We start from the raw sequence: 23,383 nt of genomic DNA, 5'->3' as shown, positions 1-23,383 counted from the left end.
CTCCATTGGGCGAATGAATTTGCCCCTACAAGTCAGTATTGCCTGTGTAGGAGCGAGCTCTGCTCGCGAATAAGCGGCGCAAAAACTTCGCCAGCAGAGCTGGCTCCTACAGAAGCGGGGCCGGCTTGCACTCAATCTTTAGGGCGAATTCATTCGCCCACGCAGGCTGAAAAAAACAACCGGGCCAAGGCGGCCCGGCCGTCACGCAACGGGGCGGCCGGTCAGGTGGAGACGCAGGCCGGTGGGTTCGGGGAGGAACAGGGCACGGTCCATTTCCTTCGGCTCGCGGACCAGCGGGCGGAAGTCCATGCGCGCCAGGATGTCTCGCTCCAGGTCCACGCCGGGGGCAATCTCGACCAGCTCCAGCCCTTCGCCCGTGAGGCGGAACACGCAGCGCTCGGTGATGTACAGCACCGGCTGGCCGCGTTCGGCGGCGAGCTTGCCGGAGAAGGTGCGGTGCTCCACGGTGTGGACGAACTTGCGCAGTGCGCCGTCCTGATGGATGCGCAACTGGCCGTCGACCACCCGGATGTCCTGGGCGCCCGCGCTGAAGGTGCCGACGAACACTACTTCCTTGGCGCTCTGGCTGATGTTGATGAAGCCGCCGGCGCCGGCCAGGCGGCTGCCGAAGCGGGAGACGTTGAGGTTGCCGGCCGCATCCGCCTGGGCCAGGCCGAGGAAGGCCAGGTCCAGGCCGCCGCCGTCGTAGAAGTCGAACTGATAGGGCTGGTCGATCAGTGCGCTGTGGTTACTCGCCGCGCCGAAGTCCAGGCCGGAAGCCGGCACGCCGCCAATCACGCCGGGCTCGGCGGTGAGGGTGAGCAGGTCGATCACGCCTTCCTCGGCGGCCACCGAGGCGACGCCCTCGGGCATGCCGATGCCGAGGTTCACCACGGCGCCGGGCTTCAGCTCCCGGGCGGCGCGGCGGGCGATCACCTTGCGCACGTCCAGCGGCATCGGCCGGAGACTGTCCACCGGCACGCGGACCTCGGCGGCGAACGCCGGGTTGTAGGCGGTGGCGAAGGTCTGCTGGTGGTTCTGCGGCTCGGCCACCACCACGTAGTCGACGAGAATGCCGGGAATCTTCACTTCGCGCGGGTTCAGCGAGCCGCGTTCGACGATGCGTTCGACCTGGGCGATCACCCGGCCACCGGAGTTCTTCGCTGCCATGGCGATGGCCAGGCTCTCGATGGTCAGCGCCTCGCGTTCCATGGACAGGTTGCCGTCCGGGTCGGCGCTGGTGGCGCGGATCAGCGCCACGTGGATCGGAAAGGCGCTGTAGAACAGGTAGTCCTCGCCGTCGATGGGCAGGCGCCGGACCAGATCGGCAGTGGTCTTCGCGTTCAGCTTGCCGCCGCCGAACTGCGGATCGACGAAGGTGCCGAGGCCGATCTTCGACAGTTGCCCCGGCTTGCCCGCGGCGATGTCGCGGAACAGCTGGGAGATCACCCCCTGTGGCAGGTTGTAGGCCTCGATGCGGTTGTCCACGGCGAGTTTCTGCAGGCCGGGCACCAACCCCCAGTGGCCGCCGATCACCCGCCGCACCAGGCCTTCGTGCGCCAGGTGGTTGAGCCCGCGCCCCTTGCCGTCGCCCTGGCCGGCGGCGTAGACCAGGGTCAGGTCGCGCGGCGCGCCTTCGGTGAGGAAGCGCTGCTCCAGGGCGATGGCCAGCTCTTCGGCGAAACCGATGCCGACGAAGCCGCCGGTGGCCAGGTTGGCGCCATCGGGAATCTGCGCGACGGCTACGGCGGCGCGGGTGACTTTGCTCATGTTGCGCTCTCGGAAAACGGATGGATCGGCGCGGCGGCGAGCGCCGCGCGTGACGTCAGAAGCTGCCGAACAGCGTGCCCAGCGTGATGACGACGACCAGCGCTAGCAGCGGGAAGGCCACGGTGTTGACGAAGATGAATTTGTACGACTCGCGGTGGGTGAGCTTGCAGATGGCCAGCAGCGAGATCACCGCGCCGTTGTGCGGCAGGGTATCCATGCAGCCGGAGGCCATGGCGGCAACCCGGTGCAGCAGCTCGGGGCTGATACCGGCGGCGGTGCCCAGGGCCAGGTACTGCTCGCCGAGGGTCTTCAGGGCGATGGACATACCGCCCGATGCCGAGCCGGTGATGCCGGCCAGGATGTTCACCGCCACCGCTTCGGAGATCAGCGGATTGGACGACACGCCGAGGACGAAATCGCGAATCACGATGAAGCCGGCCAGCGAAGCGATCACCGTGCCGTAGCCGACCTCCGAGGCGGTGTTGAGGATCGGCAGCATGGAGCCGAAGGCACCTTCGTTGATGCTCTTCTTCAGGTCCAGCCAGCGCTTCCAGTGCATCCCGATGAGCAGCAGGCAAGCCGCCGTGAGGGCGACGATGATGGCCCAGATGCCGATCAGCGACTTGGCGTCCTGCAGGCCACCGTATTCCGGTTTGGCCAGGTAGCTGGTGTCCAGGGTCGGCAGGAACAGCTTGGCCATGATGAAGTTGAGCACGATCACCAGGACGATCGGCAGCAGCGCCAGCCAGAAGCCGGGAATCGGCAGGCCGTCCTGGGATTCCGGTTCGTCGCGGTGGGTGCCGTAGCCTTCGCCGGCGGCCATCAGCTTGCGCGCCTGGGCGCTCAGCCACCAGGTGCCGAGGCCGAACATGATCAACCCGGCGATCAGCCCCAGGCCCGGCGCGGCGAAGGCGTCGGTTCCGAAGAAGGGGTTGGGAATGGCGTTCTGGATCGCCGGGGTGCCGGGCAGGGCGGTCATGGTGAAGGTGAAGGAGCCGAGGGCGATGGCGCCGGGGATCAGCCGCTTGGGAATGCCCGCCTCGCGGAACAGCGCGGCGCCGATCGGGTAGACCGCGAAGGCCACCACGAACAGCGAGACACCGCCGTAGGTGAGGATGCCGCAGGCCAGCACGATGGCCAGGATGGCGCGCTGGCTGCCGACCTTGGCGACGATGCCGTGGGCGATGGCGCGGGCCGAGCCGGAGTCGTCCATCAGCTTGCCGAACAGCGCACCGAGCAGGAACAGCGGGAAGAACTGGATGACATAGCCGCCCATGGCCTTCATGAACACTTGCGTGTAGGTCGGCAGCAGCATGGCCGCCTCGCCGGAGAACAACAGCGCCAGCAGGGCCAGCAGCGGGGCCAGGATCAGCACGTTGATGCCCCGGTAGGCGAGGTACATCAGCAATGCGAGGGAGATCAGGATTCCAAGGGTGCCCATGGGCAGTTCCTTCTTGTTGTTGTTGTCGGAGCGGCCGTTCGAGCGGCCGGTTTCACTCGGGCTGGCAGCGCCCGTTATAGGTCAGAGAGCGAAAGGTGTGCCAGTTTCCACGATGGACCGTGAAGGGCCGGTGTAGAGCGGTTACAGCGAATTAAAGCCGGATTTGAATGGCGCGAAAGACATGTCTGGAATTTGGGCATGTCCATTTTCTTGGACAAAATGAGCGATGAGCATGTCCAGCATCATGGACGCGGTAGGTCCGAACGCGGCCCCGGATTGCGCTGGGGCTTATTCAGGATACGGCTAGCGGTATGCCGAACTCTGGTGTAGGGGCGAATTTATTCGCCCGCTCTGGTGTGTGGCAGGGCTCCGCCGGGCGAATGAATCGTGGCCCGGATGAACGAAGCATAATCCGGAAAAGGGGACTCACCGCTCGCTGAGCCCATGCTGTTGCAGCTTGTTGTACAGGCTGGCGCGGGCGATGCCGAGGCGTTCGGCGGCGCGGCGGCGGTTGCCGTTGCAGGCGGCGAGGGCGGCCTGGAGGGCGGCGCGCTCGGCGGCAGCGAGGGTTTCGGCCAGAGGTTGCACCTCGGTGGGCGGCTCCACGGGCGGAGGGAGCGGTGCTTCCGAAATCGATGGACTGAGGCTCGTCCCGGCATCCTGTTCGGCCAGCAGGCGTTGCAGGACGGCTGCGCTCAAGGGGCTGCTGTCCGCCTCCAGTTGCGCCCGCTCCAGCAGGTTGCGCAATTGCCGCACGTTGCCCGGCCAGGAGCGTGTCGCCAGCCAGTCCAGGGCATCGTCGGCGAGTTCCGGGCAAGGTTGGCCGGAACGGCTGGCGATGTCGTCCAGCAGGTGTTCCACCAGGGCCGGGATGTCCTCGCGGCGCTCGCGCAGGGGCGGCACGCGCAAGGCAAGGACGTTCAGGCGGTAGTAGAGATCGTCGCGGAATTCGCCGGCGGCCACCCGCGCTTCCAGGTCGACATGGGTGGCGGCGATCACGCGCACGTTGAGCGGCTTCACCTGGTTGGAGCCGAGCGGCTCCACCTCCTGCTCTTGCAAAACCCGCAGCAGCTTGGCCTGCAGGCCGAGGGGCAGGTCGCCGATCTCGTCGAGGAACAGGGTGCCGCCGTTGGCCACCTCGAACTTGCCGATGCGCGCCTTACGGTCGGCGCCGGTGAAGGCGCCCGGCGCGGTGCCGAACAGCTCGGCCTCCACCAGGGTTTCCGGAATCGCCGCCACGTTCACCGCGACGAAAGGTCCGCTGGCGCGCAGCGACAGGTTGTGGATGCCCTGCGCCAACAGCTCCTTGCCGGTGCCGGTCTCGCCGCGCAGCAGCACCGTGGCGTCGAGCTGGGCGGCGCGGCGGGCCTGGCGCTTCACTTCGCTGGCGGCCGGGCTGGCACCGATGAAACCGGCGATGGTGTAGCGCGCCCGCCGGGCCCGGACCAACTCGCGCTGGGTGGCGGCCAACTGGTTCTGCAGTTGCGCGTACTGCTGCATCAGCGGCTTGAGGTGCTGGGCACGGTCGAAGAGGACGAAACCGATGGCGCCGACCAAGGTGCCGTCCTCGTCGCGCAGCGGAATACGGGTAACCACGAAGTGCTCGTCGCCGAAGGCCATCAGGTCGAGCATGCTCGGCTGGCCGCTCTCGACGACACGGCGCAACTGGCTGGCCGGCAGCACTTCCTCGACCTCTTTGCCGAGCACGCTGCGCGGGTCGCGGATGCCGATCTTCGCCGCGTACTTGTCGTTGATCCAGACGATCCGCGCCTGCCGGTTCACCGCGATGGTGCCCTCGCACTGAGCGTTGAGATGGTCGAACAGCAGCGGCATCGCCACCGCGCGGAAGCGCTCCGGGGATACGCCGATGATCAGTCCGTGCTCGTCGAGGTCGCCGCGTGTGATGGCCATGTCCGCAGGGTTCGCTGATGAAGGTGCGGCCGATTATGGATAGTGCCGCGGGGCAGCGGCAAGGAACCCGCTCGGAGGCGGAGTGTCGGTAGAATGGCGTGGCCGGCGCCCGGGCGCGCCCTTACAAGGAGAACACGCATGGATCTGATCCGTATCCTCATCGCCATTCTGCTGCCGCCGCTCGGCGTCTTCCTTCAGGTCGGCTTCGCCGGCGCCTTCTGGTTGAACATCTTGCTGACGCTGCTGGGCTATATCCCCGGTATCGTGCACGCCGTGTACATCATCGCCAAACGCTGAATCAGCGCACGGGGGTGGTCGCCGCCCCTTCCTGTGCCAGGGTCCAGTCCACGATCTGCCGGCCGAGGGCATCGGCAGCGCGACCGAAGGCCCGGACCACTTCTTCCACTGCCACATCCCGGCTCGCCTCGCTCACCTCGAAACGCCGGCTGGCGACGATGCGTTGGTTGGCGCTGCGCACCAGGCGGGCGTCCAGGCGGATCACGACGTGGGGCGTGCCGTCCCGGTACTCGCTCTGGAAGGCCCGCAGATCGCTGACCAATTCCAGGTCGGCGTGGAGGCGGTTCTCGTCGCTGCTCAGGCGCTGTACCCGGCCATCGTCGTGGAAGGCTTCGATCAACCGGTCGCGTACCAGCGCCGGTGCGCTATCGCTCCAGCGCGCGCCCTGGTAGCTGCTGATGCGGTCGCCCTCGGGCATGACGGCGATGCGGGCGCTGTCCAGCACCCGGCTGGTCAGCGGCGTACCGACCCGCAGGGACCAGTCGACCGGGGTGGTCGCCGTTGCGGGGGCGAGTTGGCTCGGCAACCGGTAGATGCGCAACGGTTCCGACTGTGGCAGGACGGAGCAGGCCGACAGCGTGGCGCAGAGGGCGAGGGACAGGAGGCGGTAACGCTTCATGGCTGGAATTCCTGGGCTTTTTCGCGACCGAAGAGGAAGCCGGACGGGTTCTCCTCGAGGCGGCGAGTGACGCTGCGCAGCGACGAGAGGGTGGCGCGCAGTTCGTCCACCGCCGGGCCGATGTCGCCGAGCCCCTGGAGGCCGTCGTTGAGCGACTCCTCGTTGCCTTGCAGAAGCAGATCGATGCGTTCGGTGGAGCGCTCCAGGGCTGCCATGGATTTCTCCGCACGCGCCAGCAGGCCGCGCCCTTCCTGGTCGAGCAGACCGTTGGCGTTGTGGGCGAGACGGGTGAACTCGCGCAGCGCGGCCTGGGTGTCGCGGCCCAGGTCGCCGAGCTGGCGCAGGGTCTGGCCGAGGTCCTCGCGCTGGGCAGCGAACACCGCGGTGGTCTGCTCCAGGTTCGCCAGGGTCTGCCCGACGCGGTCGGCGTTCTCCTGGGAGAACAGTTGGCTGGCGCGGTTGACCAGCTCGTTGATGCTGCTGATGAGGTCCTCGCCATTGGCCAGCAACTTGGAGATCGGCGAAGGGTCGGCGACGATCACCGGTGGATTGCCGTCCACGCCCTCCAGCAACGGGCTTTCCGGCGAGCCGCCGTACATGCGGATCAGCGAGCTGCCGGTGATGTTGGCCAGGGCCAGGCGGGCGCGGGTGTCCTGCTTGATCGGCGTGCCGCCGTAGACGCGAATGCGCGCCAGCACCTTGCGCGGGTCCTGCGGGTCCAGCTTGAGCTGGGTGACGTCGCCTACCTTGATGCCGCTGTACTCCACCGGGCTGCCGGGCGACAGGCCGCTGACCTCTTCGTTGAAGATCACGTCGTAGTAGGCGAATTCGCGGTCGACGCTGGACTTGGCCAGCCACAGCGCGAAGAGCAACGCACCGCCCACCGCCACGACGGTGAACAGGCCGATCAGCACGTGATGGGCGCGGGTTTCCATCAGGGAGTCTCCTGCAAGGGGGCGGCAACCTGCTGTGCCGCACGGCCGCGTGGGCCGTGGAAATAGTCGCGAATCCAGTCGTCGTCGGTGGCGGCCACCCGCTCCAGACTGTCGGCCACCAGCACGCGCTTCTTCGCCAGCACGGCGACGCGGTCGCAGATGGAATAGAGCGTGTCGAGGTCGTGGGTGACCAGGAACACGCTGAGGCCGAGGGCGTCGCGCAGGGTCAGGATCAACCGGTCGAAGGCCGCCGCGCCGATGGGGTCGAGGCCGGCGGTGGGTTCGTCGAGGAACAGCACCTCCGGGTCCAGGGCCAGGGCGCGGGCCAGGGCGGCGCGCTTGATCATGCCGCCGGACAGCGCGTCCGGGTATTTCTCGGCGGCGCTGGCCGGCAGCCCGGTCAGGGCGATCTTCAGCAGGGCCAGATGTTCGGCGTCGTCGCGGCCGAGGCCGGCGTGCTCGATCAACGGCAGCGCGATGTTCTCCTGCACGGTGAGCGAAGAGAACAGCGCCCCGCGCTGGAACAGCACGCCAAAGCGCCGTTCGATCCGTGAGCGGGCCTCCTCGCCCAGCGCCAGCAGGTTCTCGCCGAACACCCGCACGCTGCCGGCATTCGGCCGGCGCAGGCCGACGATGCTGCGCAACAGCACCGATTTGCCCGTCCCCGAGCCACCGACCACGCCGAGAATCTCGCCACGGCGGATATCCAGGTCGAGCCCGTCGTGGACGGTCTGGCTGCCGAAACGGTTGACCAGCCCGCGCACCTCGATCAGCACCTCGTCGCCGGCCATCACCAGCCCATCTCCATGAAAAACAGCGCGGCCAGCGCATCCAGCAGAATGACCATGAAGATCGACTGCACCACGCTGGACGTGGTGTGTTCGCCCACCGACTGTGCGCTGCCGCTGACCTTGAAGCCTTCCAGGCAGCCGATCACCGCGATGAGGAAGGCGAACACCGGCGCCTTGGCCATGCCCACCAGGAAATGCTGCACATCGATGTGATCGTGCAGCATCGACAGGAACATGGCGGTGGAGATGTCCAGGCTGACCACGCACACCAGCGCACCGCCGACGATGCCGCTGAGCATGGCGATGAAGGTAAGGATCGGCAGCGCCAGTAGCATCGCCAGCAGGCGCGGCAGGACCAGCAGCTCGATGGGATCGAGGCCGAGGGTGCGGATGGCGTCGATTTCCTCGTTCGACTTCATCGAACCGATCTGCGCGGCGAAGGCGCTGGCCGTTCGCCCGGCCATGAGGATCGCGGCGAGCAGCACGCCGAACTCGCGCAGGAAGGAAAAGGCCACCAGATCGACCGTATAGATGCTGGCGCCGAAATCGGCCAGCACCGTGGCACCGAGGAAGGCCACCACGGCGCCGACCAGGAAGGTCAGCAGCGCGACGATGGGAATGGCGTCCAGCCCGCTGGTCTCGATGTGCGCCACCAGCGACGTCACCCGCCAACGGCGCGGGCGCGGCAAGGTGCGGGCCAGGCTTTCCAGGGTCAGACCGATGAAGCCGAGCAGCGTCCGCTGCTGCCGCCACACCGCCTCGACGGTCCGGCCGATATGCGCCAGCACATCGTCCAGGCCGTAGTGATGGGGAATGTCGCGGATCGGCTCCTGATCGAGCGCGGCCGCCACCGTACGCAGCAACGCCACCCGCTCCGCCGGCAACCCCTCCGCCGCCTCGCGCACACGCGCCGGCCCGAGCAACTCCACCAACAACCCGGCCCCCGCCGTATCCAACGCGCCGAGGGCATCCAGACTGACCGGACTATCCGCCTGCAACTGCGGCACCACCTCCGCGACCCGCCGCTTCAGCGCGGCATAGTGCGCCAGCGTCCAATCGCCGGAAACGGCCAGCCGGAAAGGCCGGGAAGAAGTCTGTAGCTCCAGGTTGCCCGCCTGCATGGGAATCCTTCGTTTATCCGTCCCTGTATTGACCACCGGAGCATAGGTGGGTTTGGGGGGAGGGGGAAGTGGGGCCAGGGGAGCTGCGGGGGCGGGGTTCGTAGTGGGCGGATCAGGGGGTGATCTGGGAAGCAGGGGGGGCGTACGGTTTGTGGTTTCGAAGATGGTGGGGCCGTAGGGGCTCGAACCCGGGATCAAAGGATTATGAGTTGCCTCGAAACGCCGCAAATCCAGTAAAACCGTGAGCAGCTCAGCGCAGGTAAAATAAGCTGAAAGCAGCGTCGTTACTGGGCTTGAGCGAAGTTTCCCAAAAGTGACACAAGCTAGGCAGTGTACCTCCAGTGTACTGTTTTTTCGAGGACGCTTACCGATTTGGGGATTCTTCCACGTCCTCGAGGGGCATAGCGGGTGTTTCCCCAGCGTCTGACTTATCGATAAGAAGTGCTATTAGAACAAGCGAACTTGGCATAAGGGGCAGGTTAGTCTGGACGCTGCTTCAGCGGCACCGGGATGGCCGAGACGTTAGATATGAGATCTTTAACATCTGGCTTGAATTAGTGATGTCGCTTTGATAGCGTCGTCCTTGGCTTATGGGCAGATTTTGGATCGCGGATCGCGATCAGTGAAAACAATGTCCGAAAGGACTGCCCGATGAGACTTGTCGACTTTTGACGGTCCCTCCAGTTTGCGTAGGAGTGCCCATAAGCCACCCTTCCCCCCTCAGCTCAGTGCCGCACAATGAGAAAAGTCGATGCTCTTCGGGCAGTTCGAACAAAGCCTGAACTCGCGCTGCTTTTAGGAGTTAAAGCCTCCGCTCTTACGTATCTGTTGTATGTGTTGAAACCTTCTACGCAGTACACCAGTTTTAATATTACTAAGAAAAGCGGTGGAATACGAAAAATTAACTCTCCGTCTGAGCGCCTCAAGGCTGTTCAGTCGTCGCTCTCTACGCTTTTACAAGATTGCATTGACGAAATTAATAAAGCAAAGCCGCCGCGCGCGCCAAAAGGAAAGTTTGCGAAAACCGATAGGCTTTCAGATGGTAAGAGAGCGAAGCGGGTGGAGTATGTCTATACCTCAACGTTGTCTCATGGTTTCGTGCGTAAGAGATCAATTATTACAAACGCTTTGATGCATTTAAATAAGAATAGCGTTCTAAATATCGATATAAAGGATTTCTTTGATAGCTTTAATTTTGGAAGGGTTAGAGGTTTTTTCATAAAAAATAATAACTTCCGTCTTCATCCGGATGTCGCCACTGTAATTGCGCAAATTGCTTGCTACGATAATAAATTGCCGCAAGGGAGTCCTTGCTCTCCAGTCATAACTAATCTGATTACGCATGGCTTGGATATCAGGCTGGCGGCACTCGCAAGGAAAAATTCTTGCACGTATTCGCGCTATGCAGATGATATAACTTTCTCTACGAGAGAAAAGGTTTTCCCTTCAAATCTTGTAAGGTGGGATTCTGAAGGCTACGTATATGGCGATGATCTTAAGGGTGAGTTTGCTCGGGCGGGGCTGAAGATAAATAAAAAGAAAACACGGATTCAGTATAAGGATTCTCGTCAAGATGTTACTGGTCTGGTGGTGAATAGAAAGCCCAATGTGAAGTGTGAGTATTGGCGAACGGTAAAATCTCAGTGTCACTTACTTTTTAGGACCGGAAAGTTCACTATAAAAGACGGCGATGAAATCAAGGATGGCAACATATTTGAGTTGGAGGGTCGTCTGAATTTTATTGATCAGGTTGACTATTATAATCGTCTGCGGCAAAAAAATCCGCTGAATCCAGAGTATGCGCTGGCTAATCACAAGTTAAATACTCGTGGGCTTCTTAGTGGTAGGGAGCGAACTTTTAGCAGATTTTTGTATTATCGAGCATTTTACGGTAACGATAAGCCTACGATTCTTTGTGAGGGGAAGACTGACAACGTATACATAAAATCAGCTATAAATAGACTCGCCGCTGAATATCCAAAGCTTGCGAGAGCCAAGACCTCAACCAAACCCTATGAGCTTTTGGTTTCTCTGTTTAAATATAATGAGCGGACAAGATTTCTTCTTCAGTTATACGGTGGGTCTTCTTACCTTAAAGATTTCATAGAAACATACGAAAAGCACTATGACTTTTATATGGCGCCAAAGCCTGCTAATCCCGTTATTGTGATTTTAGATAATGATACAGGCTTTAACTCCATTGAGGTTTTGCTGAAAAGTAAAATAACTAACGCAGCTGTTTATCCGGCGGGACTCGGGATTGCTGGGTGCCGAAATTCGGATTTTATTCATGTGCTTCATAATCTTTATCTAGTGCTAACCCCTTTGGGTACAGCAAAAAGTACAGCAATTGAGGATCTGTTCAGTCGGTCCACATTGAAAGAGATAGTCTCCGGAAAAACATTCAACCCATCAAATAAGATGGATCCTGCTAAAGAGTATGGAAAGGAGGTGTTTGCTAAGAAGGTTGTTTTGGCTAAAAAGGGAAATATTGATTTTGTAGGGTTTAGACCAATTTTGGATAGGATTGTACAATGCATAGATCACTACAACTCTATCAAGTGATGGCTGCTGGCTAGTGGCAAAGATTATGTCTAAGTTAGTAAGTTATGTTTGTGAAAGATCTGCAGAGTATGTGCTTATTCCTGAGTTGGTCAGAAAACTGAAAGAGAGGTATTCGTTCGTAACCCCAATTTATCCATGGATGACTCGTGAGGGGTCGAGATTTTCAAGGGGATTACATCGTGAGTCGAGATTTAGAGTGTTAGGTCTTTATGCTAGACGTCCTAAGATCTCGAACGCTGACGATGGCTTGATTCATGTTAAGATTAATCAGGAAATAGTTGTGGCGGCCGCCGTGGGACATAGCTTAGGTATTCCCATGATTGCCGGCTGCCCATTGGCAAAAAATCTAATAGAGCTGGGCCATTGCAACCGGTTTATTTGGGTGAACTTAGCCAAGGCGTTGCCCAGTGATGTAGATTTTACCATTGCAGTGAATGAGTCAGTTCTATATCAAGGCCCGTATGAGAGGCTTGTGATTGACGACCTCGAAGAAGTCCTGCGTATTGTCGAACTAGAGGCAGGATGGATCGGTCTGGATATAATATTGGGCGCCGTTAAATCTATCGTTACGAAGAGTAGAGGGATTGGTGGCTATCATCCATTTGGGTATATGGGTGGTTACAAGCCGGTATACTTATTGATGGCGGATCAATGAGGGAGCAGATAGTGTCAAAATATAATTTTCATCCCTCCCTCTGAACGTCCACCAATACTCGTTTAATTTTGTATAGGCTTACATTTCCGCCCGTTGCCTTGGCGGGGTTAAAAAGTGCCAAATTCATTCCGTCACTGACTGAGCTTCGGTATATAACTCCGTCATAGCCGCTCTTCTTTATAAATTCACAAAGGTACTGGCTGGGGACGTAGTCAATGGCTGCTCCTTGAGGTAGGACGGGCCTGGTTAGTTCCTCTCCTAAGCGCTCAAGAAAGGGAATGTCTGCGCGCAGTTGCCCAATGGCACTAGCGTCCCCTAGCAAAAATGGAGATACGAGTCTTCTGGGATGTCGAAGATCAACCGCTCTAAGAGGGGTAGTTATAGCGAATTCCGCAACGCAAGCGACTTCGCCAGTGTGAGGCCGTACTTCCGATGCTGCTGTGTCCGGCTGTGAACCAACGTACAAATATGGAATGCCAGGCGGATTTGCTCGACCATGAGATGCTAATCGATTGGGCGGTGGGCCCATATCTTTTATATCATAGTTGGATTGACCAGTGCGTATTCGAGCTCGATACCATAATTGAGGTAAATTGTCTGCAGGTAGATGATCTAATAGTTCTTTAAGGCGATCCGTATCTAAAGGTTCGTCTAAAAAATAGCGATTTTTGTACATTAACTCGTCGCGGAGGGTCTCCCACCTAACAAGAACTTCACTTTTATACTTCTCAGATGGAGAGAAGTTCCGGCGAACAATATCTCCGTCGTCAAGTATTTCGCCTAGCAATTCTTTCGCATGAGCAATATCCATTTTCGGGTTTGAAAAAAGTTCCCAATCCTCTTTCAACCACTCAACTAGAAGCTTGCCGTTTGTATCTGGTTCATAAATACTGATTAAGAGATGAAACCATTCTGCAAGGGCTTGGGGTTCTACTAGGTTCTGCTCGGTGGCATCACAGAAGTCACATCTTCCAACCGTCTTGGAGATCAGCGGAATAATGCTTTGCTTTAAGCCGCGGTCACCAAAGCACTCAGGGCAGCAGTAGGCAGGCATAAATTGTCTCAGCTAAAAAATTGGGCCATGGTCTCAATGTGATGATTTAACGAGATTTTCTTTAGGTAGCCCAATCCAGGGAAATGCCTCTTTGCATGAAGCAAGCGCAACTCTTTTAGAGCGTCTGTTTCGTATAGTTTGGAATTCCCTGACTCCAATTTTGCAATTAGCTTATCAAGCGCTTCAGCAAACTTTCCTGCCGGATCAGTAGGCGTATCTTGGCTTGTAGATACAAAGTGATATATAAACATTGCATCATCTTGATCGGGGTCGATGAATGTTAGGTGGATAGCTACCGCATAAGCTGGGCCGCCAGATTCGGAATAATCATCCCCGACAATAGAAAAGTCTCCGAAAGCATTCATGCCTTCTTCTTCGAAGGTCACATTAAGATCAGAAAACAACTCAACTGGCGGGTAGTCTCGATTTCGCCGACGTTTGAATCCGTCGCGTAGAAGAATGCGCTCGCTTCCGATAAAGTGCTTTCGGTAAGTTTTTTGGCAGTGGCTCTCATTAAAAATCTGGCGTGTGGTAGTCAGCCTCTCTCCTAGCTCTTGTGCCAACTCCTTCCCATGTGTGAACCCTGCATGAATAAAGTTCAGCTGATGTTGGTGGTGTCGTTCGCAAAGCTGCATCGCCTCCGCTATTCCCATATCTTGGCGGAGCAGAATTCCGGCACCAATCGAAGGGCTATCAATATATTCCCGGATGAAATCCGTTATTCCGGCCCCGTTTTCTCTATGATCGCCATGATATGGGTTAACGATCACTATCGCTCTTCCATTTGCTTCGCATACTGCTTTTATTGATCTCTCAAGGCCGCTCAATGCCTCTCGGACGGGCTCGATTATAGGTGCAAAATTCGATGCAGCCATAAGCGGAGCGTTGTCACGTACGGAAATCAGCTCGAATTGTTTTCCGCGAAAATATGGATAATACATTCAGATTATTTCCAGTCCATGGCTTTGATGAGAGGGAGGCTTACGGCTTCAATAAAACGCTGCTGTTGAACAGTGTTGCGTATTTGTACCGAAAGCGCTATGGGACGTAGCGATAACGGCAGTCTCTCAATAAATTCGCTGAGAGGGGCAAGGCTCCGTGTGCGTTTCAGGGTGCGAACCATCGCGTGGTGAACGTCTTTTGGTGCAAGCTGCGCATAACAGTCGCGCATAGTACTGCGCAGTATAGTGTTCGGTACGTCCGGAACTATTACGCCAAGATCATTAAGAATAGAGCGGGCTTCGTCGGCACGTAGTGACTCGAAGATTGTAATGGGGCATACACTCTCTGATCTATCAACAGCCTCGCGAATTTTTGAAATATGGCTTCGGCGGTTGAGGCACATTACACCAATATCGAGAGGCGTATTGCTCAGTACGCTATTGACGTGTGCCTCACCCGCAATAACGTATATCTTGGCGAAGACTTTTTTATAGTTATTAATTTGGTTTTCTAGTCGAGTAAGGGAGTCTCGTTCGGACTTTATTTCATAAACTGTTGCTGTTCCGTTCAAGATCGCTAAGTCGGCTTTGCAAGACCCCGCACGGAACTCGGTGAGCATGCTGGCACTATTGAGAGAATGAGTGCCGAGTAAAACATTTTGTGTCAACGCAGCGCGATAGACGTACTCGTCTCGGTAACCGGCGCGTCGGAGAATTGCAAACGCTGCATCGAAAGCATCAGCAACCGTTTGGTTTGACCTGCCGACAATTCCCGTCTGCGAGAATAGGCGAGCAAACAGCGCCGACTGCCCTTTTTGTGAAATTTCACGGAAAACGCCAGGGGAAAACAGCCGTGATAGCGCTGAGAGCTGTGATGCATTTGGTGACACGATTCCTCCGTAGACCGCTTACCTAAACGCCAAAAGCGGTATGTAATTCTAGACTATACGTACGTAACGGGGACACTTGGCTGGCACTCCAATGCGGAACTGTGGCGCTCCTTGGGTCGGAAGAGACTAGTTCAGGTGGCGGCGAAAGCAGCGGGCATTGCGACAAACCGTAACGTGACCGCGAGCTGACCGTCCGTCAGGCAGCCAATTGGCCTCAAGAGAATCGCGACATTGTCCTACGGCGCAATGACGCACCAGGGGCTGACAGGCTCGGCTCAGGAGCTCAGTGTGCTATCTGGTAACGGGTGCTGCGCCCGCCACCGGGCAGCCGCTCGATGCAGCCTTTTTCCAGCAGGTCGCTCAGATGGCGGGTCGCGGTTGCTTTGGATACCTTGGCCACGGCTTGGTACTGGGCTGCGCTAATACCGTTTTCGAAACCCCGTTCGCAGCCATCGAGCAGGCGGTTAAGCACTTTGACTTGCTCCGCCGATAGGGTTTGGCAGCGGTGTGCCTGCCAGAAGCGCGCCTTGACCAGCACGCGGTCTATACGGGCAAGGGCTTGCTCCAGGCTCTTGAGCAAGGTTTCGAGAAACCACTGCAGCCAGGCGGTGATATCCAGGGTGCCTTTCTGGCTGGCTTCGAGGATGCGGTAGTAACCGGCACGGTCGTAGAGGATGCTAGCTGACATGGCGTAAAAACGGATGGCCTGCTGCTCGCCCTGAGCTAATGCCTGGTCGGTGATGGCACGAGTGAGGCGGCCGTTGCCGTCATCGAATGGGTGCAGGGTCACGAACCAGAAATGGGCAATGCCGGCGCGCAGAAAGGGATCGAGGCTGGCATCGCTGCGGCTGCTCTCGAACCAGGCGAGAAAGTTCGCCAGTTGCGCTTCCAGTCCTGCTCGCGGAGGCGCTTCGAAATGTACGGTCGGTTGGTCGATGCGACCGGAAACCACCTGCATGGGCTCTTCGCCGCGCAGTGCGCCGATGTGTAGTGGCCGAGCTAGCAATTGGCCGTCGCTGGGGAATAGCCAACGGTGCCAGGTGAAAAGTCGCTGTTCGTCCAGCGGTTGTTGGTGTGCGCGGGTGGCATCGAGTAGCAGTTCCGCCAGGCCTTCGGAGCGAGAGGTGGTGCGGCCTTCTTCGTTCAGCCCCAGGCGCCGTGCCAGTGATGAACGCACCGAGCCGACATTCAGCTGTTCACCCTCGATGGCTGATGAGGTGACAATGTTCTGCAGCATGGCATCCAGGCTGCTCTGCACTTCGGTATCACCACCAACAGCACCGAGCATGCCGAGCAAACGCCCCTGAGCCTGGGTGCAGGCGCGCAGCAGCGGGGCAAGCTGTTCGGCTTGCCAGCTGAATTGGGGCCAGTCGGGCTGCTGCCAGATCCAGATGGGGTCGTTCATGGGGCGCTTGCTCATCTGTGAGCCGATTAGAGGGGTTATTCGGCTCATTTATTGAGCTGATTGTGCGAGCTATTCGGCTCATTGTCTAATCAAGCCGTGCGACGCCTTGCGGAACTGTATGCGTCCGTCGCGCATGATGTTCCGGAGCAGGTTCGTTCGTAGAAGAAGATGCCATCCAGTTCATAGAACTAAGAAACGGGATGTTGTGGTAGCAGGTCGCTGTTATGCGCCTACGCAGTGCGCGGCTTTGAAGGTGGTGGGCCCGCAGGGACTCGAACCCTGGACCAAAGGATTATGAGTCCTCTGCTCTAACCGACTGAGCTACAGGCCCCCAGAGTCGGGTAGGGGCCGGTCATTACTGACCGACTCCCCCCCTAAGAACCGTACGTGCGCTTTTCAGCGCTTACGGCTCAAGCCTATCCAAAACCCCCGAGGGGGCCGGTTTGCTCACGTACAGACCACGTGCGTGGAGCTGGTGGTGGCAATCGGGGTGCAATAGTACCCGGTTCTCCAGGGAGTCACCACCGCCTTGTGAGCGGTATATGATGTGGTGGTCATTCCACCCGGTTTCCCTGGTTATCGGTTGTTTGCAGAGCGCGCACAGCCCTTTTTGACTAGCGTATAGGCTGCTTATCTGCTTCCGGTACTTCAGCTTATTCAGCATCCGAGCCATCCGCAGCTTTTCGCCCATGGCCTCCATGGCTGTGTCGTAGGGATTGTATTCCCCACTTATCTTCTTGTGCCGCTCGATCGGTGTGCCCGCAAGCGAGTACAGCTCGATCTCCCGAGTTGTCCCATCGGTATCCAGAACCGTGGTAGCGAACACCCATCCTCTATCCCCTTGTGGCCGGAAATACTTCTTCCGAATCCATTCCAGGGACTTGTTCGGGTGCCGCCTTTTCGCCCAACGCCAGAGTTTGAGAAAAACCCTGTTGTCCATCCGGCTGTACGCCTGTTTGGCTACTACTGGCTGATGGTAAAGCGCCCATCCCCTCAAGATTGGATTCAGCAGTCGGATCAGGTCTTCCTGCTTGCTCGTCTTGTGGGTGTCGATGACCTCCTTGATCTTGCCGTAGAACGCTTTGATGTTCTTTTTGTTCGGCTTGATCAACAACGTTCCATCGTATTTCCGGAAGTTCCATCCGAGGAAGTTGAAGCCTTCATCTATGTGGACGATACGAGTTTTCTTGGGAGAGAGCCGTAACCCGCGTACCGCCAGGAAATGCTCGATCCATGGTTTGACTTCTTTTTCCAAAACCTCAAAAGAGGCCCCGGTAATTACGAAGTCATCCGCGTAACGCACCACGTTGACTTTTAGCTTCTTCGCCCTCGTCACTCCTAGATGCTGCTTGAGGAGCGATTCCAGACCATCGAGCGCCAGGTTTGCCAGTGTTGGGGAGATGATGCCTCCCTGTGGCGTACCCGCGTCCGTTGCATGTAGCTGTCCCCGGTGGATAACCCCGGCTTTCAACCACTGCCGGAGTACCCGTGTATCCGTAGGGACGTTCCTTATCAGCCACTCGTGGTTGATGTTGTCGAAGAATCCTTCGATGTCCGCGTCCAGCACCCAGCGAGCTGAAACTTTCGCCGAGAGGCACACGAACAACTGCGCCATCGCATCTGCTGTAGAGCGCTCGATCCTGAAGCCGTAGCTATTTGGATCGCCCTTGGTTTCTGCGACAGGAGATAGAGCCAGCAAATATAGCGCCTGCATGGCCCGATCCGTCATGGTCGGAATGCCCAGAGGGCGCTCCCGGCCATCCGACTTCGGAATATAGACCCGCCGTAAAGGCCGAGCCTTGTATCCCCGCGTCTTCAACTGACCAACCGCTTCCCATTTTGTGTTGGGTGTATCCCAGAGTTGCTTATCGACTCCCGTCGTCCGGCTCCCCTGATTTTCCGTGACTCTCCGTACAGCCAAGAATCTGGCTGACTTCGAGCGGGTTAGCATCCGTTGCAAGGATTTGACCTTGCGCCATTTGCCTTCCCGACAAGCCTTCGCAATTCGCACCTGCATACCTCGGACATTCCGCTGGACGCGCCGCCAATCGACGTCGTGCCACTGTTGCGGTTTGCCGGAAAGCGCAGACTCTGCTTTTAGGCTGAGCTCTTTCATGCTTCTTTCCTCTCAAGTGGAAACCACCCGAGCGAAAGGCGCACGTACTCCCTGACGGGAGCGTGCACCCGCCAGGGTAAGGTTATTAAGGGCCGGTGTTGCTGACCCTGGGTTAGTTGAGACGGTTTCGGTCAGAGCGTTTGCGACGGTAGACCACGCAGAAGTCTGCCCGGTTTCCCGTGGGGTAATGTTCCAACCCCTATCCGAACCATTACAGCCCGGCATTCGCTTTCTCTGCGATCCCATACCCGCACCGCCAACAGCTCGCCTTACGGCTCACCTGCCCAGAGGGCAGCGATACGGGCTTACCACGTTCCCTGTCTGTCACACGACTGGGTTAGGACCCGCCTTTTCACCGGTGGTCTTGAATGGCGACGTATCCCCACAGCCTACGGGGATAACCGACCACGTACCTTTTGGTTCAAGCCTGACAGCAGCTTTGGCTTGTCAATCCTTACGGTGTTTATCAGCGGTTCACATGTGTTGCCCATACCAGCCAGCCTAGCGCCTCAACCCGGCACTGCTCCGAGTATCCACAGCCTGCCTCGCGGAAGGGCTGCACCCTAGATAGGGGCTACGTTGTCAGATGGGCTTCGAACACCACCGTTACCAGTGATGCACGCCATCGTAGGCTACCGTTGGTCGCACAACGGGTCCGCTCCCACGCTGTGTCAGCCGTGGTTGGACAATGACAGACAGAGCTTTCGCTTATGTCTCCTGAGGAAGGACCGTGCCAAGACAGTCAAATGACCGTTGGTCGGAAAAGTGTTACCTCCTGTTAAAAATTGGCAGGAGGCGACCCCTGCGGGGATCATCTCCCCCGCTTGGGTTGGTGTCTTAGGATGCTCTCCAAAGCCGGTGCAGCTGGCTCTGTGATCGTGCTGCCGAGAGCTGAACGATCTATGGGCTATGCCGTCCGCCGCAGCGGTAAGTCCTTGAAGGCATTGGACTTCCGGGCTGGTTTTGTTTCCCGGGGATGGGTACCCGAGTATTCGATTTCCTTGCGGAAATCCCATCAAGCTGACCATACAGCTTGGTGGAGGAAACACGCTACGCGTGTCGCACAGGCCGGCGGATTATAGCGAGGTGGTTTCCGCAGCGCCAACGGTCTGGCGCGGTTCGAGGAAGCGGTTGGCAAATGCGTCGGCGGGCAGGGGCCGGCTGAAGACGTAGCCCTGGATCTGTTCGCAGCCCTGCAGGGCGAGGAATTGTTCCTGGGCCTTGGTCTCCACGCCTTCGGCGATGACGGTGAGTTGCATGCTGCGGCCCAGGGCGATGATGGCGCGGGCGATGGCGACGTCGTGCGGGTCGTCGGGCAGGCCGCGGACGAAGGAGCGGTCGATCTTCAGGGTGTCGAGGGGCAGGCGCTTGAGGTAGCTCAAGGAGGAGTAGCCGGTACCGAAGTCGTCGATGGCCAGTTGTACGCCCAGGCGTTTGAGTTGGTGGAGGATGGCCAGGGCTTCTTCCGTCTGGCTCATGATGAAGTTTTCCGTGATTTCCAGTTGCAGCCGCGCCGGCTCCAGGCCGGACTCTTCGAAGAGTTGTTCGATGCGGGCGAGCAGTTGCGGTTGGCGCAGTTGTGCGCCGGCGAGGTTCACCGAGAGCGGACCGAAGGGAGCGTGGTGGTCCTGCCAGGCGCGCATTTGCCGGCAGGCTTCCTGCAGGACCCAGTCGCCCAGCGGCAGGATCAGGCCGTTCTCTTCGGCCAGTGGAATGAAACGGTCCGGAGGGATTTCGCCGTAGATCGGGTGGTTCCAGCGGATCAGCGCTTCGGCGCCGGCCAGCCGGCGTTCGGTGAGGCTGAACTTCGGTTGGTAGCAGAGGCTCAGTTCCTGCCGTTCCAGGGCCCGACGCAGTTCGTGTTCCAGGGCGACGCGTTCGGTGGCTTCGAAGGTCAGGTCGCGGGTATAGAACTCCGCGCGGTTACGGCCCTTGGCCTTGGAGCGGTACATGGCGGCGTCGGCATTTTTCACCAGGGTGGCGACGTCTTCGCCGTGCTCCGGGAACAGGCTGATGCCGATGCTGGCGCTGATGAAGAAATCATGGTCGGCGGTGTGGAAGGGCGCTTCGAAGCAGGCAAGCAGTTTGTCGGCCACGTGCCCGGCGTCGCTTGGCTGCTGCAGGCCGGGGAGCAGGATGATGAATTCGTCGCCGCCCAGGCGGGCCACGGTGTCGATGTCCCGCAGTTGTTCCTTGAGGCGCAGGGCGATGCTTTTCAGCAGCAGGTCGCCGACCGGATGGCCGAGGCTGTCGTTGATGTGTTTGAAGCGGTCCAGGTCGAGGAAGAGCACGGCGCCGCGCCGGCCTTCGTCCTGCGCATCGGTGATGGCGCTGTGCAGGCGGTTTTCGAACAGCAGTCGGTTCGGCAGGCCGGTGAGTGGGTCGTGGTGCGCCTGATAGTCGAGCCGGGCCTGGGCGTGCTTGAGGCTGGAGATGTCGGCGAAGACTCCGACGAAGTGGGTGATCAGGCCATCCGGGGCCTGTACGGCGCTGATGGTCAGCCAGCTCGGGTAAAGCTCGCCGCTCTTTCTCCGGTTCCAGATCTCGCCCTGCCAGTGGCCCTGCGCGGCCAGTTGTTGCCACATGGCGGTGTAGAACGCCATGTCGTGCTGGCCCGAGGCGAGAATGCGCGGCGATTGGCCCAAGGCCTCTTCCTCGCTGAAGCCGGTGATCTCGCTGAAGGCGCGATTGACCGCGGTGAGCCGCTGCTGTGTGTCAGTGATCATCACGCCTTCGGCGGTGCTCTCGAAAACGATGGCGGCCTGGCGCAGACGCTCCTGCATTTTTTCCTGCTCGGTGACGTCGCGGGCGATGGTCAGCATGCAGGGCTCGCCGCCGATGGGCATGGCCTGGGCGGACAATTCGCAGATGCGTATGTCGCCGCTGCGGGTACGAATGGGTGCCTTGAAGTCGCGGAGCAGACCACGCTCGTTGATCTGGCGGACCATCCGCTGGCGATCTTCCGGGCTGGCCCAGACGCCCAGTTCCAGAGTCGTGCGCTGTGCGGCTTCCTTCAGGCTGTAGCCGGTGATGCGGCTGAAGCCTTCGTTGGCCTCCAAGATCATGCCGTCGCTCAGGCGGGTGATCAGCAGCCCGTCGGGGGAGGAATGGAAAGCCTTGGCGAATTTCTCTTCGGAGGTCTGCAGGCGCTGCTGGGTTTCTTTCAATTGGCTGATGTCGCGCACGATGACCACCAGCGCCGGTACGTCCTCGAGTTGGACGGGTTGCGCGGAGATCAGACCGGTGAACAGTTGGCCGTTGCGGCTGCGAAAGGGCATTTCCAGGTTGTGCAGTTGCTCGCTTTGCAGGCTCTGCAGCAGGCGAGGCCCGATGTCGGGGATACCCCAGATGTCCAGCTCGGTGGCCGTCTTGCCGATCGCCTCGCTGGCGCTGATGCCGATGTGCTGCTCGAAGGTCCGGTTGACGGCCAGCAGACGGCCGTCCTCACGCCGGGCGATGACCAGGATGTCCGGGCAATGGTGGAAGATCATGGCGAACTTCTGCTCGGACAGGCGCAGCGCCTGTTCGGTCTGCTTGGCGGCGGTGATATCGATCATCAGGCCGCGCAGGATGGGTGCGTCGCCGTGCTGGATGAGCGTGACGATATCGTGAATCCAGATCAACCGGCCATCGGCGTGGTACATGCGGTAGTCGAGGCTGTGATCGCGCCCGGCTTCGCGCTCCTGCCGGCAGTGCTCCAGGACCATCGGCGCATCGTCCGGGTGGAGGTGATCCAGCCAGAAACCGGGCTCCATCCAGGCCTCCGGCGGGTAGCCGAGCAGCTTCTCCGCATGCGGCGAGACGTAGGTGTAGGTCAGGTCGCTCAGCCGGGCTTCCCAGGCAATCGCGGACAGGCTCTCCACTAGGCCGCGGTAGTGTCGCTCGCTGCTGCGGAGTTGTTGTTCCAGGGCGTTGCGATGGGCCATCTCCCGGCTGAGGCGCCGGTTGATGTTCAGAACGATGGCGAGAACGCCCAATAGCGCGAAGAAAGTGGGCAGGCCGTAGAGCAGGATGTCGTGCCAGCGGCTGGGGAGGGCCAGGTCGGCGCCCACCCAGCGCTCTTCGAGGGCGGAGATTTCGCTTTGATCCAATTCGGCGAAGAGCTTGTCGAGGATGCCGGCGAGGATTTCGTGGTGCTTCGGTACGGCCATGGCCAACTGGTAGCGATAGGGCGTCTCGCCGCTGACTTGCAGGCCCTCTAGCTTGAGTTCGCGGATGGTCCAGGCACTGGAGGCCAGATCGCTCACCATGGCATCGGCCTGGTGGCTGGCCAGTGCCGCCAGGGCGGCGCTGACGCTCGGCAGCGGTACGAGACTCAGGTCGGGATGGGAGTGGCGCAGCAGCTCGTGCGGCGCATAGTTGGCGACGACGGCGATCTTCAGGCCATACAAATCGTCCATCGAGCGCGGCTGGGGACCATCGCGATGCGCCAGGATGACAATGGGGAAATCGAGGTAGGGACGGGTAAAGGTCAGGTACGCGCGACGCTCCGGCGTCGACATCACGCCGGGGAGGAGGTCCAGTTCGCCGGCCCGGGCCTGTTCCAGTACGCCGCTCCAACTGCTCGACTCCACAGGCGTCAGATGGATGTCGAGACGCTGTTCGATCAGCTTGGCGTAATCCGCGGCGAGCCCTTGGTAGTTGCCCTTTTCGTCGCGGAACTCGAAAGGTGGCCAGGAGGCATCGATACCGAGACGCAATTCGGGATGGGCTGCCAGCCAGTCGCGTTCTTCTTTGCTGAGTTCCAGGGCGTTTATGGCCATCGCCCAGAACGCCAGACACGACAAGAGAATGGCCGGCATTCTTGGCATAGCAGGCCCCTGCTTGGATTCAGGCGGGTGTATTGAGCGAAGTGTAGACGGGGATAGTGGC

At 59.4% G+C, this 23,383-nt stretch carries 16 protein-coding genes and 1 tRNA gene; 3 read left to right on the top strand and 14 right to left on the bottom strand.

Going from position 1 to position 23,383, the window contains the following annotated elements; translation table 11 throughout:
• Window positions 1–201: 201 nt before the first annotated feature.
• The 3 genes from PIN01S_RS12520 to PIN01S_RS12510 all read right to left on the bottom strand — a co-directional run bounded on the left by PIN01S_RS12520 (window position 202) and on the right by PIN01S_RS12510 (window position 5,122).
• Window positions 202–1,770: an acyl CoA:acetate/3-ketoacid CoA transferase gene (locus tag PIN01S_RS12520; RefSeq protein WP_084336004.1), complete on the bottom strand. Its 1,569-nt coding sequence runs from the start codon at window positions 1,768–1,770 to the stop codon at window positions 202–204.
• A gap of 55 nt (window positions 1,771–1,825) precedes the next feature.
• A complete protein-coding gene (locus PIN01S_RS12515) occupies window positions 1,826–3,211 on the bottom strand; it encodes a GntP family permease (protein WP_084336003.1) in 1,386 nt (461 codons plus the stop codon).
• 426 nt (window positions 3,212–3,637) lie between these two features.
• Entirely contained in the window at window positions 3,638–5,122 is a 1,485-nt protein-coding gene (locus PIN01S_RS12510) for a sigma-54 interaction domain-containing protein (protein WP_084336002.1), read from the bottom strand.
• A gap of 138 nt (window positions 5,123–5,260) precedes the next feature.
• Between PIN01S_RS12510 and PIN01S_RS12505 the strand changes: the two genes are divergently transcribed.
• Window positions 5,261–5,419, top strand: coding sequence for a YqaE/Pmp3 family membrane protein (locus PIN01S_RS12505; protein ID WP_003450258.1), 159 nt, complete (start codon window positions 5,261–5,263; stop codon window positions 5,417–5,419).
• Between the two features lies 1 nt (window position 5,420).
• Here the strand turns inward: PIN01S_RS12505 and PIN01S_RS12500 are convergent, their stop codons facing one another.
• Genes PIN01S_RS12500 through PIN01S_RS12485 form a run of 4 tightly spaced genes read right to left on the bottom strand, consistent with a single transcriptional unit; the run spans window position 5,421 to window position 8,885 of the window.
• On the bottom strand, window positions 5,421–6,038 hold the full coding sequence (locus PIN01S_RS12500; RefSeq protein WP_084336001.1) for an ABC-type transport auxiliary lipoprotein family protein: 618 nt from the start codon (window positions 6,036–6,038) through the stop codon (window positions 5,421–5,423).
• Window positions 6,035–6,973, bottom strand: coding sequence for an MlaD family protein (locus PIN01S_RS12495; protein ID WP_084336000.1), 939 nt, complete (start codon window positions 6,971–6,973; stop codon window positions 6,035–6,037). The genes PIN01S_RS12500 and PIN01S_RS12495 overlap by 4 nt, the downstream gene beginning before the upstream one ends.
• The gene (locus PIN01S_RS12490; RefSeq protein ID WP_084335999.1) at window positions 6,973–7,764 is read right to left on the bottom strand and encodes an ABC transporter ATP-binding protein; all 792 of its coding nucleotides are present in this window, start codon (window positions 7,762–7,764) and stop codon (window positions 6,973–6,975) included. The genes PIN01S_RS12495 and PIN01S_RS12490 overlap by 1 nt, the downstream gene beginning before the upstream one ends.
• The gene (locus PIN01S_RS12485; RefSeq protein ID WP_084335998.1) at window positions 7,764–8,885 is read right to left on the bottom strand and encodes an ABC transporter permease; all 1,122 of its coding nucleotides are present in this window, start codon (window positions 8,883–8,885) and stop codon (window positions 7,764–7,766) included. Before PIN01S_RS12485 ends, PIN01S_RS12490 begins: the two co-directional genes overlap by 1 nt.
• Window positions 8,886–9,623: 738 nt before the next feature.
• Here PIN01S_RS12485 and PIN01S_RS12480 point away from each other — a divergent pair.
• Together PIN01S_RS12480 and PIN01S_RS12475 are read left to right on the top strand one after the other, a co-directional pair.
• The gene (locus PIN01S_RS12480; RefSeq protein ID WP_084335997.1) at window positions 9,624–11,450 is read left to right on the top strand and encodes a retron Ec67 family RNA-directed DNA polymerase/endonuclease; all 1,827 of its coding nucleotides are present in this window, start codon (window positions 9,624–9,626) and stop codon (window positions 11,448–11,450) included.
• A 25-nt stretch (window positions 11,451–11,475) separates the two neighbouring features.
• Entirely contained in the window at window positions 11,476–12,105 is a 630-nt protein-coding gene (locus tag PIN01S_RS12475; RefSeq protein WP_139198597.1) for a hypothetical protein, read from the top strand.
• Between the two features lie 28 nt (window positions 12,106–12,133).
• Here the strand turns inward: PIN01S_RS12475 and PIN01S_RS12470 are convergent, their stop codons facing one another.
• The 7 genes from PIN01S_RS12470 to PIN01S_RS12440 all read right to left on the bottom strand — a co-directional run bounded on the left by PIN01S_RS12470 (window position 12,134) and on the right by PIN01S_RS12440 (window position 23,322).
• A complete protein-coding gene (locus PIN01S_RS12470) occupies window positions 12,134–13,159 on the bottom strand; it encodes an RES family NAD+ phosphorylase (RefSeq protein WP_084335995.1) in 1,026 nt (341 codons plus the stop codon).
• Between the two features lie 8 nt (window positions 13,160–13,167).
• On the bottom strand, window positions 13,168–14,100 hold the full coding sequence (locus tag PIN01S_RS12465) for a sce7725 family protein (protein ID WP_084335994.1): 933 nt from the start codon (window positions 14,098–14,100) through the stop codon (window positions 13,168–13,170).
• A 5-nt stretch (window positions 14,101–14,105) separates the two neighbouring features.
• A complete protein-coding gene (locus tag PIN01S_RS12460) occupies window positions 14,106–14,990 on the bottom strand; it encodes a sce7726 family protein (protein WP_084335993.1) in 885 nt (294 codons plus the stop codon).
• A 283-nt stretch (window positions 14,991–15,273) separates the two neighbouring features.
• Complete coding sequence (locus PIN01S_RS12455; RefSeq protein WP_084336121.1) at window positions 15,274–16,395, bottom strand: Fic family protein; 1,122 nt, start codon at window positions 16,393–16,395, stop codon at window positions 15,274–15,276.
• A gap of 254 nt (window positions 16,396–16,649) precedes the next feature.
• Window positions 16,650–16,726, bottom strand: a tRNA-Ile gene (locus tag PIN01S_RS12450).
• 72 nt (window positions 16,727–16,798) lie between these two features.
• Window positions 16,799–18,511 carry a group II intron reverse transcriptase/maturase gene (gene ltrA, locus PIN01S_RS12445; protein WP_084335992.1) on the bottom strand — a complete coding sequence of 571 codons (1,713 nt, stop codon included), beginning with the start codon at window positions 18,509–18,511 and terminating at the stop codon, window positions 16,799–16,801.
• A 1,076-nt stretch (window positions 18,512–19,587) separates the two neighbouring features.
• Entirely contained in the window at window positions 19,588–23,322 is a 3,735-nt protein-coding gene (locus PIN01S_RS12440) for a bifunctional diguanylate cyclase/phosphodiesterase (RefSeq protein ID WP_084335991.1), read from the bottom strand.
• Window positions 23,323–23,383 lie beyond the last annotated feature (61 nt).

The organism is Pseudomonas indica NBRC 103045, from assembly GCF_002091635.1.
Taxonomy (GTDB): domain Bacteria; phylum Pseudomonadota; class Gammaproteobacteria; order Pseudomonadales; family Pseudomonadaceae; genus Pseudomonas_M; species Pseudomonas_M indica.
The sequence above is the reverse complement of the archived record's forward strand: the minus strand, read 5'-3'. Positions and strand labels throughout refer to the sequence as shown.